The following is a 16,233-nucleotide window of genomic DNA, read 5'->3' as shown; positions in this document are numbered from 1 at the left end:
GGGCGGGCGTGGTCGACATTGTCATTTCCGAGTTCATGCACAAGAACGCGGTTGCGGATCTTTCCCGCGACTTCGAGGTTCAGTACGAGCCGACGCTGGGTAGCGATCTGCCCAGCCTGTCGCGCGCGGTGCGGCGCGCCAAGGCGCTGATCGTCCGCGACCGGACGGTGGTCGACATTCCGCTGATCGCCCATGCGCTGGATTTGCGTGTCATCGGCCAGGTCGGCGCCGTTTCCGACAATATCGACATGCTGGGCTGCGAGGCGCGCGGCGTTTCGATCGTGCGAGCGCCGGACATGATGGCCGACGCGGTCGGCGAGTATGTCATCGCCAGCGCCATGATGCTGACGCGCGGCGCCTATTTTGCCACCCGCGACGTGATGCAGGGAAAATGGCCGCGCGGCCATCTCGTCGGCCGCGAGATCGGTGGCCGCACCCTTGGGCTGGTCGGGCTGGATTTCGGCGCCCGCGCCGCCGCCGTTCGCGCCCAGGCGCTCGGCATGCGCGTCACCGGCTGGGATCCGTTCCTGAAGCCGACCCACCCGGTCTGGAACGATGTAGAGCGTGTCGAATTCGACGCGCTGCTCTCCGGTTCCGACGTTGTGAGCGTGCATCTTCCGGCGCGCCCGGAACTGCTCGGTCGGCTTGGCACGGTAGCGCTGGCGAAGCTGAAGCCGGCGGCTGTCCTCATTTCCGTGGGCGGCGGCGGCGTGGTCGACGCGGCCACGGTCGCCAACATGCTTTCGACCGGCCGCCTGCGCGGTGCGGCTTTCGACGGCTTCGAGACCGAGCCGCTGAACAGCGAGGCCGGCTGGATCTACGCGGCGGTCCCCAATCTGATCCTGACACCGCGCATTGCTGATCTGACGCTGGAATCCCACCTGCGTTCCTCGGCGGCGATCGTTGTCAAGGTTCGCGGCGCGCTCAATCCTTGATCAACCGGCAAAAAAATCCCTCTTGCAATCGGACCGCGCCTCGGCTCGACTGCGGCTTTCCCGTCAACGAGGTTCCGGCAAGGAATCCGTATGCTGCGGCGGGCCTAAAAGCGCTTTGAATAGCGCGTGCCAGGGGAGTTCAGGAATGAAGACTTTTGCCCGCCTTTTGGCGGCGACCATGCTGGTCACCGGTCTTGCATCAGCTGCCGGGGCGAAGACGCTCGTCTATTGCTCGGAAGGCAGTCCCGAGAATTTCAATCCGCAGATCAACACCACCGGCACGTCGTTCGACGCGGCCCGTCCGGTGTTCAACCAGCTCGTCGAGTTCGAGCCCGGCACGACCAAGATCCGCCCAGCACTGGCCGAGAGCTGGGTTGTGTCGCCCGACGGTCTCGAGGTGACGTTCAACCTGCGCAAGGGCGTGAAATTCCACTCGTCGAAGACGTTCAAGCCGACGCGCGATTTCAACGCCGACGACGTGCTGTTCTCGTTCAACCGGATGTGGAAGGAAGACAATCCCTACCACAAGGTCTCCGGCGGCGCGTATGACTACTTCAACGACATGGAGATGCCGACGCTGCTGAAGTCGATCGACAAGATCGACGACCACACCGTCAAGTTCACGCTGACCAAGCCGAACGCACCCTTCCTCGCCAATCTCGGCATGGATTTCGCCACCATCTTCTCGGCCGAATATGCCGATGTGATGCTGAAGGCAGGCAAGCCCGAGACCATCGACCAGCAGCCGATCGGCACCGGGCCGTTCACTTTCGTCGCCTACCAGAAGGACGCCGTGATCCGCTTCAAGGCGTTCCCGGATTTCTGGGGCCCGAAGGCCAAGATCGACGACCTCGTCTACGCCATCACCAAGGATCCGACGGCGCGTTGGGCCAAGCTGCAGAAGAATGAATGCCAGGTGATGATCGGCCCGAACCCGGCCGATCTCCCCGCCATGGGCAAGGATGAGAACGTCAATCTGCTGTCGCAGCCGGGCCTCAACATCGCCTATCTGTCGTTCAACGTGACGAAGCCGCCCTTCGACAAGAAGGAAGTGCGTCAGGCGCTGACGATGGCGATCGACCAGGCGACGATCATCAAGGACGTCTATGGCGGCGCCGGCCAGGCGGCCAAGAACTTCATTCCGCCGACGATCTGGGGCTACAACGACGCCATCGAGCCGTACAAGTATGACCCGGCCAAGGCCAAGGAAATGCTGAAGGCCGCCGGCGTCGCCGAAGGCTTCGAGAGCGACCTGTGGTGGATGCCGGTAACGCGCCCCTACAATCCCAATGCCAAGCGCATCGCCGAACTGATGCAGGCGGATTTCGAGAAGGTCGGCATCAAGACCCATCTCGTCTCCTATGAGTGGGGCGAATACCGCAAGCGGCTGCAGGCGGGCGAGCACCAGATGGGCCAGCTCGGCTGGAGCGGCGACAACGGCGATCCGGACAACTTCTTCTTCCTGCTCGGCTGCGAAGGCGCCCGTCCAGGCGGCCAGAACCTGTCCAAGTGGTGCAACAAGGACTTCGAGGCGCTGTTCCAGAAGGCCAAGTCGACCTTCGACGTTGCCGAGCGCACCAAGCTCTACGAGCAGATGCAGGTGATCGCGCATGAAGAAGCGCCGGTCTTCAATATGGCGCATTCGATCGTCTACGAGCCGATCCGCAAGAATGTGACGAACTACAAGGTCAGCCCGCTCGGCCGGCGCGAATTCGCGGAAGTCGGCCTCGACTAGTAGTTGCGACAAGGACGGAGGCGCACCACTCCTCCGTCGTTCCGGGACAACGCACTCCGGGGATTGGCACAAGCGGCCGATCCCCGGATGACCTGGAATTCACCCGGCCCGACAGGGGCGGATGGATCCTCGCCTTGGCGGGGATGACGGCCGCGATGATGCCTCCCGCCTTGCCTTCAGGCGGTAACACCATGTTCAGTTTCATCATCCGGCGCGTATTACTGGTCATCCCGACCTTTCTCGCCATCGCCTTCCTGACCTTCGTCGCGATCCGCCTCGTACCCGGCGATCCGGTCGAGGCCCGAACCGGCGAGCGCGGCATTTCTCCCGAACGGCTGGCCCATTTCCGCCACGAGCTGGGTCTCGACCAGCCGGTTTGGAAGCAGTTCCTCGACTATCTCTGGCAAATCGCGCATGGCGATTTCGGCACGTCGATCTCGACCCAGACGCCAATCCTGACCGAATTCACGACACTGTTCCCGGCGACGCTGGAACTCGCCATCTGCGCCATGCTGTTCGCGACGATCCTCGGCATTCCGGCCGGCGTGATCGCGGCGACCCGGCGCGGCACCTACATTGATTACACGCTGATGGGTGCTGCCCTGACCGGCTTCTCGATGCCGATCTTCTGGTGGGGCCTGCTGCTGATCCTGTTCTTCTCGGTCGATCTCGGCTGGACCCCCGTCTCGGGCCGCATCGACCTGCTGTATTATTTCGAGCCCGTCACCGGCTTCATGCTGATCGACAGCTGGCTCTCCAGCGAGGAAGGCGCCTTCGCCTCGGCGGTGTCGCACCTGATCCTGCCGACCATCGTGCTCGGCACCATCCCGCTCGCCACCATCGCCCGCATGACCCGTTCCGCCATGCTGGAGATCCTCGGCGAAGATTACGTCCGCACGGCGCGTGCCAAGGGGCTCTCGCCGTTCCGCGTCGTCGGCATCCATGCGCTGCGCAACGCGCTGATTCCCGTCGTCACCGTGATCGGCCTGCAGGTCGGCGCGCTGATGGCCGGCGCGGTTCTGACCGAATACATCTTCTCCTGGCCGGGCATCGGGTCGTGGCTGATCGAGTCGATCCAGCGCCGCGACTATCCGGTCCTGCAGGGCGGCATCCTGCTGGTCTCCGGCATCGTCATCGTCATCAACATTCTCGTCGATCTGCTCTACGGCGTGCTCAACCCGAGGATTCGTCATGCCCGTTGACAGGATGCCCGCGGAGAGAACCGCCGCCGCCATCGTCGAGCCGAAAGCGCCGCCTGGCCCCTTCGCCTCCTTCTTCCGCGATTTCTCCGAGAACCGCGCAGCGCTTGTCGGGCTGATCCTTCTCGGCCTGCTCACCTTCGTGGCGATCTTCGCCAATTTCATCGCCCCCTATTCGCCGATCGAACAGTTCCGCGAATTCACCCGCATTCCACCCGCCTGGGTCGAGGGCGGAAACCGCGCCTTCCTGCTCGGCACGGACGAGATCGGCCGCGACATGCTCTCGCGCCTGATTTTCGGCGCACGGCTGTCGCTGTTCATCGGCCTTTCCGTAGTGGTTGCCTCGATGGCCGTCGGTATCGTGCTTGGCCTCGTCGCGGCCTTCGCGCCGGGCTGGCCCTCGATCGTCATCATGCGGGCGATGGACGTCATCCTGTCGGTGCCGAGCCTGCTGCTCGCCATCGTCATCGTCGCCATCATCGGGCCGAGCCTGACCAACACGATCGTCGCGATCACGGTGGTCTATCTGCCCTATTACGTCCGCCTCGTGCGCGCCTCGGCGATGCAGGAGAAGACGCGCGACTATGTGACGGCGGCCCGCGTCGGCGGCGCCGGCACGCTGCGCATCATGTTCAAGACCGTGCTGCCCAATTGCATGGCGCCGATCATCGTCCAGGCGGCGCTGACCATCTCCAACGCCATCCTCGAAGCGGCGGCGCTCGGCTTCCTCGGACTGGGCGCGCAACCGCCCTCGCCCGAATGGGGCGCCATGCTCGCCTCGGCGCGCGAATTCCTGCAATCCGCGCCCTGGATCGTCACCTCGCCGGGTGTCGCCATCCTGATCACGGTGCTTTCGATCAACCTTGTCGGCGACGGGCTGCGCGATGCGCTCGACCCGAAGATGCGGAGGAGCTGACCATGCCGCTTCTCGAAATCAATGACCTCACCGTCGACTTCAAGACCAGCGGCGGCCAGTTCCGCGCCGTTGACGGCGTTTCGCTCACCGTCGACCGCGGCGAGATTCTGGCTGTTGTCGGCGAGTCGGGCTCCGGCAAATCCGTCGCCATGCTGGCCGTCATGGGCCTCCTGCCCTGGACCGCCACCGTCTCGGCCAAGACGCTGGCCTTCGACGGTCGCGATCTGCTGACGCTGACGCCGCGCGAGCGGCGCAAGCTCGTCGGCAAGGACATGGCGATGATCTTCCAGGAGCCGATGTCGAGCCTCAATCCGTGCTTCACGGTCGGCTACCAGATCGGAGAGAGCCTGAAGGTGCATCTCGGCCTGTCGAAGAGCGAGCGCCGCAAGCGGTCGATCGAGCTGCTCGAGGCGGTCGGCATTCCCGATCCCGAACGCCGGCTTTCGGCCTTCCCGCACCAGCTTTCCGGCGGCATGAGCCAGCGCGTGATGATCGCCATCGCCCTCGCCTGCCGGCCGAAGCTGATCATCGCCGACGAGCCGACGACCGCGCTCGACGTCACCATCCAGGCGCAGATCCTCGAACTGCTCGTCTCGTTGCAACGCGAGACCGGGACCGGCCTGGTGCTGATCACGCATGACATGGGCGTTGTCGCGGAGACTGCCGAGCGGGTCTCTGTCCATTATGCCGGGCAGAAGATCGAGGAGCAGCCGGTAGCCCCGCTCTTCGCCGATCCGCACCACCCCTATACGGCGGCGCTGCTGGCAGCCCTGCCCGAACGGGCGACGGGCAAGCATCTGCCGTCGATCCCCGGCGTCGTGCCGGGCCAGTTCGACCGGCCTCCGGCCTGCTTGTTCGAGCCGCGCTGCCGCTTCGCCACCGACCGCTGCCGGACCAAGGTGCCGCCGCGCCAGGGCGCCATCGCCGGTTTCGCCCTTTGTCATTATCCGCTGACGCATGGGCGGCCGATCGGCCATCCCCATCCCGAAGGCAGGGAGGTCGCGGCATGAACGCGCCCGTCGTCCTCGAAGCCACCAAGCTGGCGCGCTTCTATTCCGTCAGCCGCGGCGCCTTCAAGCCCACCGCCACGATCCGGGCGCTGGCCGAAGCAAGCTTCACCCTGCGTGCCGGCAAGACGCTGGCCGTGGTTGGTGAATCCGGCTGCGGCAAGTCCACGCTGGCTCGCCTCGTCACCATGATCGAGGAGCCGACCGCCGGCGAATTGATGATCGGCAAGACGGATATCGTCACGGCCGACAAGTCGGCGTTGCAGAAGCTGCGCTCGGAAGTGCAGATCGTCTTCCAGAACCCCTATGGCTCGCTCAATCCGCGGCAGAGGATCCTGGACGCGCTGGCCGAGCCGCTGGTGATCAACCGCAAGGACATGAACGCCGCCCAGCGCAAGGCGGCGGTGCTCGACATGCTGAAGCGGGTTGGGCTTCGGCCCGAACACGCCAACCGCTATCCGCACATGTTTTCCGGCGGCCAGCGCCAACGCATCGCGATTGCCCGCGCCCTGATGCTGCGGCCAAAAATCCTCGTGCTGGACGAGCCGGTTTCGGCGCTCGACGTCTCGGTGCAGGCGCAGGTGTTGAACCTGCTGGTCGAGTTGCAGGACAGCCTCGACCTGTCCTATCTGTTCATCAGCCACGGCCTCGCCGTCGTGCGCCACATGGCCGATGAGATTTTGGTCATGTATCTCGGCCGCGTGGTCGAACGCGCCCCGCGTGAAAAGCTGTTCGAGCGGCCGATGCATCCCTATACGCAGGCGCTGCTTTCGGCGACGCCGATGGCCGATCGCGATCGGCAGCGCGAGCGGATCCGGCTGAAGGGCGAATTGCCGTCGCCGTTCAACCCGCCCAAGGGATGCGCCTTCCATCCGCGCTGCCCGCTTGCCTTCGACAAATGCCGTGTCGACCTGCCGGTCCTGACACGGCACGGCGAGACGGAAGTCGCCTGCTGGGCCGTCGAGCGGGATGACCGGGTTTCTTAGCTCTTTCCAGTAGCAAGCCCATCCCCCTCTCCCGCTGACGCCAGCGGGGGAAGGGAAACTTACTCGAGTACGACCTTCAGCACGGCGCCGTCGAAGCCGGTGACGCGGACGCGGGTGCCGGCCGGCAGGTCGGGGCCGGTGACGCTCCAGGTCGTGTCGTCGATACGTATGCGGCCGTGGCCGTTCTGGATCGCCTCAGCCAGCGGGTAGACGCTGCCGACGAACCGCGCCGCGCGCTGGTTCAGATGCGGTTGGTCGCCAGGCCGCCGCTCGCGCGAATAGAAGCGCCTTCCGAGGATGACCAGCACCAGCGCCAGCGCGACGAACAGGATCGCCTGCGCCTGCCAGCCCAAACTCACGATCATCGCCAGCGTGCCAACGAGCAGCGCGGCGATGCCGAACCACAGGAAGAAGGCGCCCGGCGCCAGCACCTCGACGCCAAGCAGCAGCAGACCGAGGATCCACCAGCTCCAGGGCCCGAGCTGCCGGACCGCCTCGACGATCATCAGAACGATCCTTCGCCGGAGCGCGGCACGCTGGTGGTCGGGCGGCGGCGCTGGGCCGGTTCCGGGTCATTGCCGCCGAAGGCGCTGCGGGCCAGTTCGGCGATGCCGCCGATCGAGCCGATCAGCGCCGTCGCCTCGACGGGCAGCATCAACACCTTCTGGTTCGGCGCCGAGGCGAGCTTTTCCAGCGCCTTGGTGTAGCCCTGGGCGACGAAATAGTTGATCGCCTGCACGTCGCCGGCGGCGATCGCCTTGCTGACCAGTTCGGTCGCCTTGGCCTCGGCTTCCGCCAACCGCTCGCGCGCCTCGGCGTCGCGATAGGCGGCTTCGCGCCGGCCCTCCGCCTGCAGAATCTGCGCCTGCTTCTCGCCCTCGGCCTTCAGGATCGCCGACTGGCGCGAGCCTTCCGCCTCGAGGATCTGGGCGCGCTTCTCGCGCTCCGCCTTCATCTGACGGCCCATCGAATCGACGAGATCGGCCGGCGGCACGATGTCCTTGATCTCGATGCGGGTGATCTTGATGCCCCAGGACGCGGCGGCGGAATCGACGACGCGCAGCAGCCGGTCGTTGATCTCGTCGCGATGCGACAACAGCTCGTCGAGATCCATCGAACCCATGACGGTACGGATGTTGGTCATGGTGAGGTTCAGCAGTGCGTTCTTGAGGCCGTTTACCTCATAGGCGGCGCGGGCCGCGTCCAGCACCTGGTAGAAGGCGACGCCATCGACCGAGACCGTGGCGTTGTCCTTGGTGATGATTTCCTGCGTCGGGACGTCGAGCACCTGCTCCATCATGTTCATCTTCGCGCCGATGCGGTCGATGAAGGGAACGATCAGGTTGAGGCCGGGCGACAGGGTGCGGGTATAGCGGCTGAAGCGTTCGACCGTGTAGCTATGCCCTTGCGGCACGGTCTTGATTCCGGCGATCAGCACCAGAATGACGAGAACGACGATCACCAGAACCGTGATGTCGAAGCCGAAAAATCCCATCGTCATTCTCCCCTGTCGCAATCCATTATGTCAGGGGAGGTGTAGGGACTTCGTTCGGCTCACGCAATTGGCTGAGATCACACCCAGCCGAGCAGTTCGCGGCGAACCAGGTGCTCCAGCAACGCCATGCCTTCCGGGCTGTCGTTGAGGCAGGGAAGCGCCGCAAAATGCTCGCCGCCATTGTGGCGGAAGATCTCGGCGTTCTCGCCGGCGATTTCCTCCAGCGTCTCGACGCAATCGGCGGCGAAGCCCGGCGTCACCACGGCGATGCGCTTGACGCCCGCTTTGGCCAGCGCCTCGACGGTCTTGTCCGTGTAGGGCTGCAACCACTCCGCCTTGCCGAAGCGCGACTGGAAGGTGGCGCGCAGCTTTTCCATCGGCCAGCCGAGTTGTTCGCGCAGCAGGCGGGCCGTTTTCACGCAATGGCAGTGATAGGGGTCGCCGAGTTCGAGATTGCGCTTCGGCAGGCCATGGAACGAGGCCAGCACGATCTCCGGCTCAAAATCGAGCGCCGCGATCGAGCGTTCGACCGAGGTGGCGAGTGCTGCGATATAGACCGGGTCGTCATGATAGGCCGGCAGGGTGCGCACGGCGGGTTGCCAGCGCATGGTGCGCAGCTTGTCGAAGGCCTTGTCGTTGACCGTCGCGGTCGTCGTCGCCGAATATTGCGGATAGAGCGGCGCGATCAGGATCCTGTCGCAGCCGGCCCGCTTCAGGCCGTCGATCTTCTCGGCAATCGTCGGCGTGCCATAGCGCATCGCCCATTCGACGACGATCCTGGGGTTGCCGGAGAGCGCGGTCGAGAGCTTGTCTGACTGCGCGCGCGTGATCGTGCGGAGCGGCGATTCATTGCGCTCCTTGTTCCAGATCGATTCGTAGTTCTTGCCGGATTTTTGCGGTCGCGTCGTCAGGATGACGCCGTTGAGCAGCGGCCACCAGATCAGCTTCGGCACTTCGATGACGCGCGGATCGGACAGGAATTCCTTCAGATAACGCCGCATCGACCAATAGTCGGTCGCATCGGGGGTTCCGAGATTGACGAGGAGCACGCCAACCCGGCCGATCGAAATCGACGGGTGGTCGGCGGGCTGGGTCGCGGGGACGGCGATATCGGCGGTTTGGCTGGTCATTGTGGCCGGAACTTAGCCGTCCTGCGCGCCGACGCGAAGGGGCCGGGTGCATTTTCGTCCGTTGCGCGTTGTCGCATGGGCGGGAAAGGCGCTTTCGCGTTGCTGCCGTTTCGTCCCTTGCTAATGACGACCTTGCCGGTTCCCGCTATGCCATTGCAACAATAGGCTGGCATTCTGGTACCCATTGCCTTCGCCTCATTCGCATCGGAGATCCCCCATGTTCGGACGCCAGCGCAGTCTTCGGATCGGCCTTGTTGCCTTCGCGGCCCTCGTTGCGGGTCCGGCATTCGCCGCGCCGGTGACGATCACCTTCGTGCAGACCAACGACATCGACCGGATGGAGGAGCTGGACGGACGAGGCGGTTTCGCCAAGCTCGCGGCCGTGGTCGAGGCCGAGCGCGCCAAGGGGCCGACCCTGTTCGTCCATTCCGGCGACACCATCTCGCCGTCGCTGCTCTCCGGCATCGACAAGGGCGTCCACATCATCGACATCCTCAACCAGATGAAGGTCGATGTGATGACTCCCGGCAATCACGAGTTCGATTTCGGCCCGGACGTTTTTCACGCGCGGATTGGCGAGGCGACCTTCCCGGTCGTGACCTCCAACATCCGCGAGAAGGACGGCAGCCAGCCGAAAAACACGGTCGACGAGAAGATCGTCGAGATCGAGGGCCTCAAGATCGGCTTCTACGGCCTGACCACGGAAGACACGCCGGTGGTCGCGACGGCGGGCGATACGGTCTTCCAATCCTCGATCGAGACGGGCAAGGCCAAGGGCAAGTCGTTGCGCGACGCCGGCGCCGATTTCGTCGTTGCCGTCGTCCACACGCCGCTTTCCATCGACATGGCGCTGGTGCGCAACCGCGCTGCCGATCTGGTGCTCTCCGGCCATGACGAACACCTGCTCGCCTTCTTCGACGGCAAGACGGCGCTGACGGAATCCGGCGCGCAGGCCGAAGATATCGTCGTAACGCGGGTGACGATCGACAAGACCGAGAAGGACGGCAAGACCAGCGTCGCCTGGCAGCCGCATTTCGAGATCATCGACAGCGCCACCGTGACGGCGGATCCGAAGATCGCGGCCGTCGTGAAATCCTACCAGGACAAGCTCGATGCCGAACTGAAGGTCGAGATCGGCACGACCGAGACGCTGCTCGACAGCCGCCGCGCCACGGTGCGCGGCGAGGAGGCGGCGATCGGCAATCTGATCGCCGACGCCATGCGCGCTTCCGTCGGTTCGGAGATCGCGCTGGTCAATGGCGGCAGCATCCGCGGCGACCGCGAATATCCGGCCGGGTCCAAACTGACGCGCGCCGACATGTTCAGCGAGATGCCGTTCGGCAACAAGACGGTGAAGCTCGCCGTCACCGGCAAGGTGCTGCAGGCAGCGCTCGAAACCGGCTTCAGCCTGACCGAAGCGGCGGCCGGCCGCTTCCCGCAGGTTTCCGGCCTCGTCGTCGAGGTCGATCTGAAGCAATTGCCGGGAATGCGGGTGAGGAGCGTCACGGTGAACGGTGCGCCCCTCGACCCCGAACGCAAATATACCCTCGCCACCAACGACTATATGGCGGCCGGCGGCGACGGCTATGTCGTCTTGAAGGACGCGGCGCGGCTGGTCAGCGCCGTCGACGCGAAGCTGATCGCCAGCGACGTCATCGACATGGTCACCGCGCAGAAGACGATCGCGCCGAAGCCCGAGGGCAGGATCATCTTCCGCTAGGGCCTAGAGCCCCTTGGCCTGCTGGGCGAAGCCGAAGCTGTCGAACGCATATTCGGCGACCCGGAACGACTGATAGATCTGGTCGCGAAAGGCCTTCCACGGGCCGTAGATCGTCTTGAAATGGGGATGGCTGGCTGCGAGCTCGTCATACAGCTCGAACGACGCCTTGTAGGCGGCCTGCATCAGATCGGTGGGAAATGGGCGGAGTTGAACGCCCTTGTCGAGCAGGCTGCGGATGGCCTGGTTGTTGCGCACGTCATAGCGGGCAAGCATCGTCTGCGAACTCTGCGCGGCGCTTGCCTTCAGGGCCAGCTTGAAGCTCTCCGGCAGGGCTTCGAAAGCGGTCTTGTTGACGAGCAGATGGATCGCCGGGCCGCCATCCCACCAGCCAGGATAATAGTAATAGGGCGCGACCCGATAGAAGCCGAGCTTCTCGTCCTCGGACGGACCGCCCCATTCGGCCGCGTCGATCGTGCCGCGTTCGAGGGCGGCATAGGTTGTCTCGATCCGCATTGCCTGCGTCTGGACGCCCAGCCTTTCCAGCACGGTGCCGCCGAGGCCGGCAATCCGCATCTTCAGCCCGGCGATCTCCGGCAGGCTGCGGATCTCCTTGCGGAACCAGCCGCCCATCTGGACGCCGGTGTTTCCCGCCACGAACGAGACCATGTCGTAATGGTCATAGAAGCTGTCGAGCAGGTGCTGGCCACCGCCCTCGCCGATCCAGGCGTTCTGCATGCGCGCGTTCAGGCCGAAGGGCATGGAGCTGCCGAAAGCGAAGGCCGGATCCCGGTCGATGTAATAATAGGAGCAGGTTTGCTGCGCCTGGAGCTTTCCCGCCTGCACGGCGTCGAACGTCTCCTCCGCCGGCACGAAATCGCCCGGCTCGCCGATTTCGATCTGGAAACGTCCCCCGGTCAGCACGCCGACGGTGCGGACGATTGCCTCGGTGCCGCCCCGGATGGTGTCGATCTGCGCGGGGAAGCTCGATTGCAGCCGCCAGTGCACCTCGGGAGGGGTGGTGACTACCGCCGGCGCCGCCAGCGCGCTCCCGGCGCCGCTCGTCGCGGCGATACCGGGACCGATCGTTGCCGCTTTGAGGATCGTGCGTCTGTCCAGGTATTTCACACCCATGACAAGCTCCTGGTTTTCGGGCGGCGCTGTCAGGTGCCGACATCAGCGTTTCGGGCGGGCGGGGCAAGCCGGGGCTGCCGGCACCCGCCGCGATGCCTATATGGAGAAAGGTCTCCCGAGCCTTTGATCTAGGGACCAGAATTGGCGAAAAGACGGCTTTTTGCCACGGTCCGGTGTAAAAGAGGGGCCATGCTTCACAGCAAACGATCTGGATCATGACGGATTTGAAGAATTTTACGCCCCTCGTCGCCGTGACGGCCGATGTCCGCGAGTTCGGCGGCTATCAGTGGCACGCCGCTCCCGAGTCCTATGTGAAGGCGGTGGTGGACGGGGCCGGCGGCATTCCGCTCATCGTGCCGTCGCTGGGCGCCGCGATCGATATCGACGCGCTGCTCGAACGGGTCGATGGCGTGCTGGTCACCGGCAGCCGTTCGAATGTCCACCCCACGCTCTATGGCGAAACGCCGGACCCGCGCACGGAACCCTATGACCCGGCGCGCGACGCGACCAGCCTGCCGCTGATCCGGGCGGCGATCGCCAAGGGCGTGCCGCTGCTCGCCATCTGTCGCGGCCAGCAGGAACTCAACGTCGCGCTGGGCGGGACGCTGATCTCCGAAGTGCAGGACCTGCCGGGACGCCATGACCACCGTTCGCCGGTGTCCGACGTGGCGGACGAACGCTTCGCCATCCGTCATCCGGTCGAGATCGTGCCGGGCGGCTGCTTCGCCCGCATCGTCGAGCGCGACACGATCGAGGTGAATTCGCTGCACAGGCAGGCGATCGGTCAATTGGCCGAGGGGCTGGTCGTCGAGGCAGTCGCGGCCGATGGCACGATCGAGGCGGTCAGCGTCCGCGATGCACCGGGCTTCGCCGTCGGCGTGCAATGGCATCCGGAATATTGGGTGACGACGGACGCGCCGTCCGGCCGCCTGTTCCACGCATTCGGCGAGGCCATGCGGGCGCGTGCCGCGTCGCGGAATTTGCTCGCGGCCGAATAGGGACTTCTAGCAAGACCCTCACCCAACCCTCTCCCGCAAGCGGGAGAGGGTTGGGTGAGGGTCTTTCAAGCCGACGCCGGCCTAGATCGCTGCCAGCGCGCCGCCCAGCATCAGCAGACCGAAGACCAGAATGCCGCTCGCGGCGACAATCTGCAGGCCGTTGACCACGCGAAGCTGGGTCCGGGTCTCGCCGCCGGAAAAGCGCAGCGCGATATCCTTGGCCTTCACCGCCAGCGTTGCCAGCGCCGAGACGGTGATCCCCGTCCCCAGCGCCATCATCAGCACCGAGAGAATGCCGGCCCAGTAGAGCTTTTGCGATATGGCGAACACCAGCACGATGATGGCGCCGGAGCACGGACGCACGCCGACGGCCAGGATCGCGGTCCAGGCTCGCCCAACCGTCAGCGGGCGGTCGAGTTGAGCCGGATCGGGCGCATGCGAATGACCGCAGGTATCACAGCTCATCGCCATGGATGGGGCGGCCGTGTTGAGCCCCAACGCGGAACTTCGACCGAGCCTGTGCTGCGGGTGATTGCAGGTGGCGGGATCGTGCCCGGCGAAGCCCTGAATGGCCTGAACGGACGCGGCAGGATTGCCTGACTGGGCTTCAAGGGCGCCGCGTGACGAGAATCGCATCCAGAGCAGCCAGACGCCGCACAGCGTGATCAGCGCGTAGCTGGCAATTTCCAGCGCGTCGGTGGCCCGCGTCATCGTCATCGCGGTAACGTTCAGGATGAGCGTGCCGACCGAGACGACGAGGATCGCCGTCAGTGCCTGCACGAGGGCGGAGGCAAAGGAAATGACGATGCCGCGCTTCAGCCGGTCGCCGGTGGCGAGCAGATAGGAAGCGATCACCGCCTTGCCATGGCCGGGGCCGACGGCGTGGAAGACGCCATAGGCGAAGGAGAGCGAGATCAGCAACGCCGCCGCATGACCGCTATGCGAAAGGTTGGCGAGCGCGTCGGTCAGGTCGCGATAGAAGATCGACTGCTGCCGCGCGATCCACTGGAAGAAGGGGGCAAGCGGCCCTGCCCAACCGACGACGCCGCCGCCATCGGGCGTCGCGATGCCAAACGGGCTCGGTGCGGCGAGGGCAAGCGTCGGTGTCAGCCCGGCGACGCCAGCGCCGATCCAGCGGCAGACACGGCTGGAGCCTTTCACCATGTCTCCGAAATGGCGCAAGGCTCTAACCCCGTGCCTGGTCGCGTTTTCTTCACGCGAACCGGTGTCCACTTCGCTCGAAAACGCTTCTGAATTCATGAACAGGCGATCGTGATCTGGGCCGCGAGGCTCGAAGCCGCGTCGGCGAGCTCGTCGGGCAGGTCGCGCTGGTCGGCGGGAATCGCGGCGAGCTGCGCCATGATCTTGTCGTCGAGTTCATGCGGCGGCGCGTAATGCGCCTTGCAGTTGGCCGGCGCGCCGTTGAGCGTGATGGCGTGGTGCTTCACGAAGTTGAAGGCGACGAAATATTCCGGGTCGAACACTTCCAGAACAGTGTTGGCGCCAACGGCAGTCGGCGTCCGCAGGGGCAGCGTGTAGAAAAGCGTCAGGCGGCTGTCGTGGAAATCGAGCCAGTATTCCGAAGGCGCCTCGACCGGCGCACGTTGGCCGTTGACCTTCAGCCTGGTGAAATAGTGAAAGTCCTTCAGCGAATCGACGTTGACCTTGGCGAGCGGCTGCAGTTCGTCGTCCGACAGTTTGCCGTCGCCATTGGCGTCGAGGCCCTGGATAGCAAAGGCGGTAAAGGCCTGGTCGAACTGCCAGATATGGCGGATCGCCGAGATCTTGCCGTCCGCGTTGAAGACGAGCTCTTCCTTCGCATCGACGAAGACATGCGGATGCGCCTGGGCTGCGGTCGCGAAGAGCGCGGCAAAGGCGAAGGCGATCAGGGATCGAAGCATGAGCAATGGGTCTCTGCGGAGGGCGAGCGGTGGGAAAGGGGCCAGACAAGTACGGCCAGATCGTGTCGACGGGAAAGGCGGATCCGTTTCGGCAACGGTCCGCCCATCACAGTTTCTTGAGGCCGGCCGTGGCCGGACGCACGGCGTTTCGCGCGTGGCGGCATGCCCCTAGCAGTTGTTGCCGTTGGGGCCGTTCTTGTCGAACCACGTCACCAGGAAATCGATGAAGCTGCGCACCTTGCCGGAAAGATGGCGCCGATGCGGATAGACGGCGTGAACGGCGGCGCTGGCCGGTTCATAGGGTTCGAGCACGACGATCAGTCGGCCCGCCTCGATATCGTCCTTCACCACCAGATAGGGCACGACGGCGAAGCCGAGCCCGGCGATCGCCGCCAGACGCGCCGCATTGGGGCTGTCGACCTCGACACGGCCCTTGACCGTCACGGAGACACGCTCGCCTTCGATCAGAAACGGCCAATTGGTGCGGTAGGCGACATTCGAATCGATGATGCAGGGCTTGTTCGCCAGATCGTGCGGTCGATCCGGCTTGCCCCAGCGCTCCAGCACGTCCGGGCTGGCGACAATGGCGATGCGGAACGAGGCCAGCCGACGGGCGATCAGGCTTGAATCGGTCAGGGTCGAGATGCGGATCGCGACGTCGAAACCCTCATCGACCAGATCGACGAAGCGGTCTTCGAGATGGAGTTCGAGCGCGATTTCAGGCTCGCTGACGACGAATTCCATGATGGCGCGACCAAGCTCGCCATCGCCGAAGGTGCGCGGGGCGCTGACCTTCAGCCGGCCGCGCGGCGCGGCATGGGCATCGCCGACCGAAGATTGCAGGTCGTCGATCCGCTGCAAGATGTCAGAGGCGTCGCGGACATAGCCCTGGCCGACTTCGGTCAGGGACAGGGTCCGCGTCGTGCGGTTCAAAAGGCGCGCGCCGAGCTCGTCCTCCAGCTCGCGCACATATTTGGAAATGAGCGCCTTGGAGCGGCCCATTTTTCGCGCGGCAGCGGAGAAGCTGCCTGCCTCGACGACCTCGATGAAGGTCTTCATCCGGGTGAGCGTGTCCATGAT

At 64.9% G+C, this 16,233-nt stretch carries 15 protein-coding genes; 8 read left to right on the top strand and 7 right to left on the bottom strand.

Annotated elements, in window-relative coordinates:
* Positions 1–8 precede the first annotated feature (8 nt).
* The 6 genes from OSH12_RS17190 (at position 9) to OSH12_RS17165 (ending at position 6,778) form a co-directional block, all read left to right on the top strand.
* Complete coding sequence (locus tag OSH12_RS17190) at positions 9–935, top strand: NAD(P)-dependent oxidoreductase (protein WP_266344826.1); 927 nt, start codon at positions 9–11, stop codon at positions 933–935.
* A 145-nt stretch (positions 936–1,080) separates the two neighbouring features.
* Positions 1,081–2,670: an ABC transporter substrate-binding protein gene (locus tag OSH12_RS17185; RefSeq protein ID WP_266344825.1), complete on the top strand. Its 1,590-nt coding sequence runs from the start codon at positions 1,081–1,083 to the stop codon at positions 2,668–2,670.
* A 191-nt stretch (positions 2,671–2,861) separates the two neighbouring features.
* On the top strand, positions 2,862–3,872 hold the full coding sequence (locus tag OSH12_RS17180) for an ABC transporter permease subunit (protein WP_266344824.1): 1,011 nt from the start codon (positions 2,862–2,864) through the stop codon (positions 3,870–3,872).
* Positions 3,873–3,876: 4 nt separating this feature from the next.
* A complete protein-coding gene (locus tag OSH12_RS17175; RefSeq protein ID WP_266345041.1) occupies positions 3,877–4,785 on the top strand; it encodes an ABC transporter permease subunit in 909 nt (302 codons plus the stop codon).
* Between the two features lie 2 nt (positions 4,786–4,787).
* Positions 4,788–5,795, top strand: a complete 1,008-nt coding sequence (locus OSH12_RS17170; protein ID WP_266344823.1) for an ABC transporter ATP-binding protein — start codon at positions 4,788–4,790, stop codon at positions 5,793–5,795.
* Positions 5,792–6,778, top strand: coding sequence for a dipeptide ABC transporter ATP-binding protein (locus tag OSH12_RS17165; protein ID WP_266344822.1), 987 nt, complete (start codon positions 5,792–5,794; stop codon positions 6,776–6,778). Before OSH12_RS17170 ends, OSH12_RS17165 begins: the two co-directional genes overlap by 4 nt.
* Positions 6,779–6,837: 59 nt before the next feature.
* On the opposite strand, the gene OSH12_RS17160 is transcribed toward OSH12_RS17165, so the two are convergent.
* The 3 genes from OSH12_RS17160 to hemH all read right to left on the bottom strand — a co-directional run bounded on the left by OSH12_RS17160 (position 6,838) and on the right by hemH (position 9,403).
* Entirely contained in the window at positions 6,838–7,284 is a 447-nt protein-coding gene (locus OSH12_RS17160) for an NfeD family protein (RefSeq protein ID WP_266344821.1), read from the bottom strand.
* Entirely contained in the window at positions 7,284–8,273 is a 990-nt protein-coding gene (locus OSH12_RS17155; RefSeq protein ID WP_266344819.1) for an SPFH domain-containing protein, read from the bottom strand. Before OSH12_RS17155 ends, OSH12_RS17160 begins: the two co-directional genes overlap by 1 nt.
* Before the next feature lie 77 nt (positions 8,274–8,350).
* Complete coding sequence (gene hemH / locus OSH12_RS17150; RefSeq protein WP_266344818.1) at positions 8,351–9,403, bottom strand: ferrochelatase; 1,053 nt, start codon at positions 9,401–9,403, stop codon at positions 8,351–8,353.
* A 217-nt stretch (positions 9,404–9,620) separates the two neighbouring features.
* Here hemH and OSH12_RS17145 point away from each other — a divergent pair, with 217 nt between their 5' ends.
* The gene (locus OSH12_RS17145; protein ID WP_266344817.1) at positions 9,621–11,123 is read left to right on the top strand and encodes a bifunctional metallophosphatase/5'-nucleotidase; all 1,503 of its coding nucleotides are present in this window, start codon (positions 9,621–9,623) and stop codon (positions 11,121–11,123) included.
* 3 nt (positions 11,124–11,126) lie between these two features.
* Here OSH12_RS17145 and OSH12_RS17140 read toward each other — a convergent pair whose 3' ends face one another.
* A complete protein-coding gene (locus OSH12_RS17140; RefSeq protein WP_266344816.1) occupies positions 11,127–12,254 on the bottom strand; it encodes a TRAP transporter substrate-binding protein in 1,128 nt (375 codons plus the stop codon).
* Between the two features lie 215 nt (positions 12,255–12,469).
* On the opposite strand from OSH12_RS17140, the gene OSH12_RS17135 reads away from it, so the two are divergent.
* A complete protein-coding gene (locus OSH12_RS17135) occupies positions 12,470–13,252 on the top strand; it encodes a gamma-glutamyl-gamma-aminobutyrate hydrolase family protein (protein ID WP_266344815.1) in 783 nt (260 codons plus the stop codon).
* An 81-nt stretch (positions 13,253–13,333) separates the two neighbouring features.
* Here OSH12_RS17135 and OSH12_RS17130 read toward each other — a convergent pair whose 3' ends face one another.
* The 3 genes from OSH12_RS17130 to OSH12_RS17120 form a co-directional block, all read right to left on the bottom strand.
* Positions 13,334–14,416: a nickel/cobalt transporter gene (locus OSH12_RS17130; protein ID WP_266344814.1), complete on the bottom strand. Its 1,083-nt coding sequence runs from the start codon at positions 14,414–14,416 to the stop codon at positions 13,334–13,336.
* 92 nt (positions 14,417–14,508) lie between these two features.
* The gene (locus OSH12_RS17125) at positions 14,509–15,153 is read right to left on the bottom strand and encodes a DUF1007 family protein (RefSeq protein WP_266344813.1); all 645 of its coding nucleotides are present in this window, start codon (positions 15,151–15,153) and stop codon (positions 14,509–14,511) included.
* A 168-nt stretch (positions 15,154–15,321) separates the two neighbouring features.
* On the bottom strand, positions 15,322–16,230 hold the full coding sequence (locus tag OSH12_RS17120; RefSeq protein ID WP_266344812.1) for a LysR family transcriptional regulator: 909 nt from the start codon (positions 16,228–16,230) through the stop codon (positions 15,322–15,324).
* Between the last annotated feature and the right edge of the window lie 3 nt (positions 16,231–16,233).

Origin of the sequence: Kaistia terrae (assembly GCF_026344005.1) — a bacterium.
Taxonomy (GTDB): Bacteria; Pseudomonadota; Alphaproteobacteria; order Rhizobiales; family Kaistiaceae; genus Kaistia; species Kaistia terrae.
The sequence above is the reverse complement of the archived record's forward strand: the minus strand, read 5'-3'. Positions and strand labels throughout refer to the sequence as shown.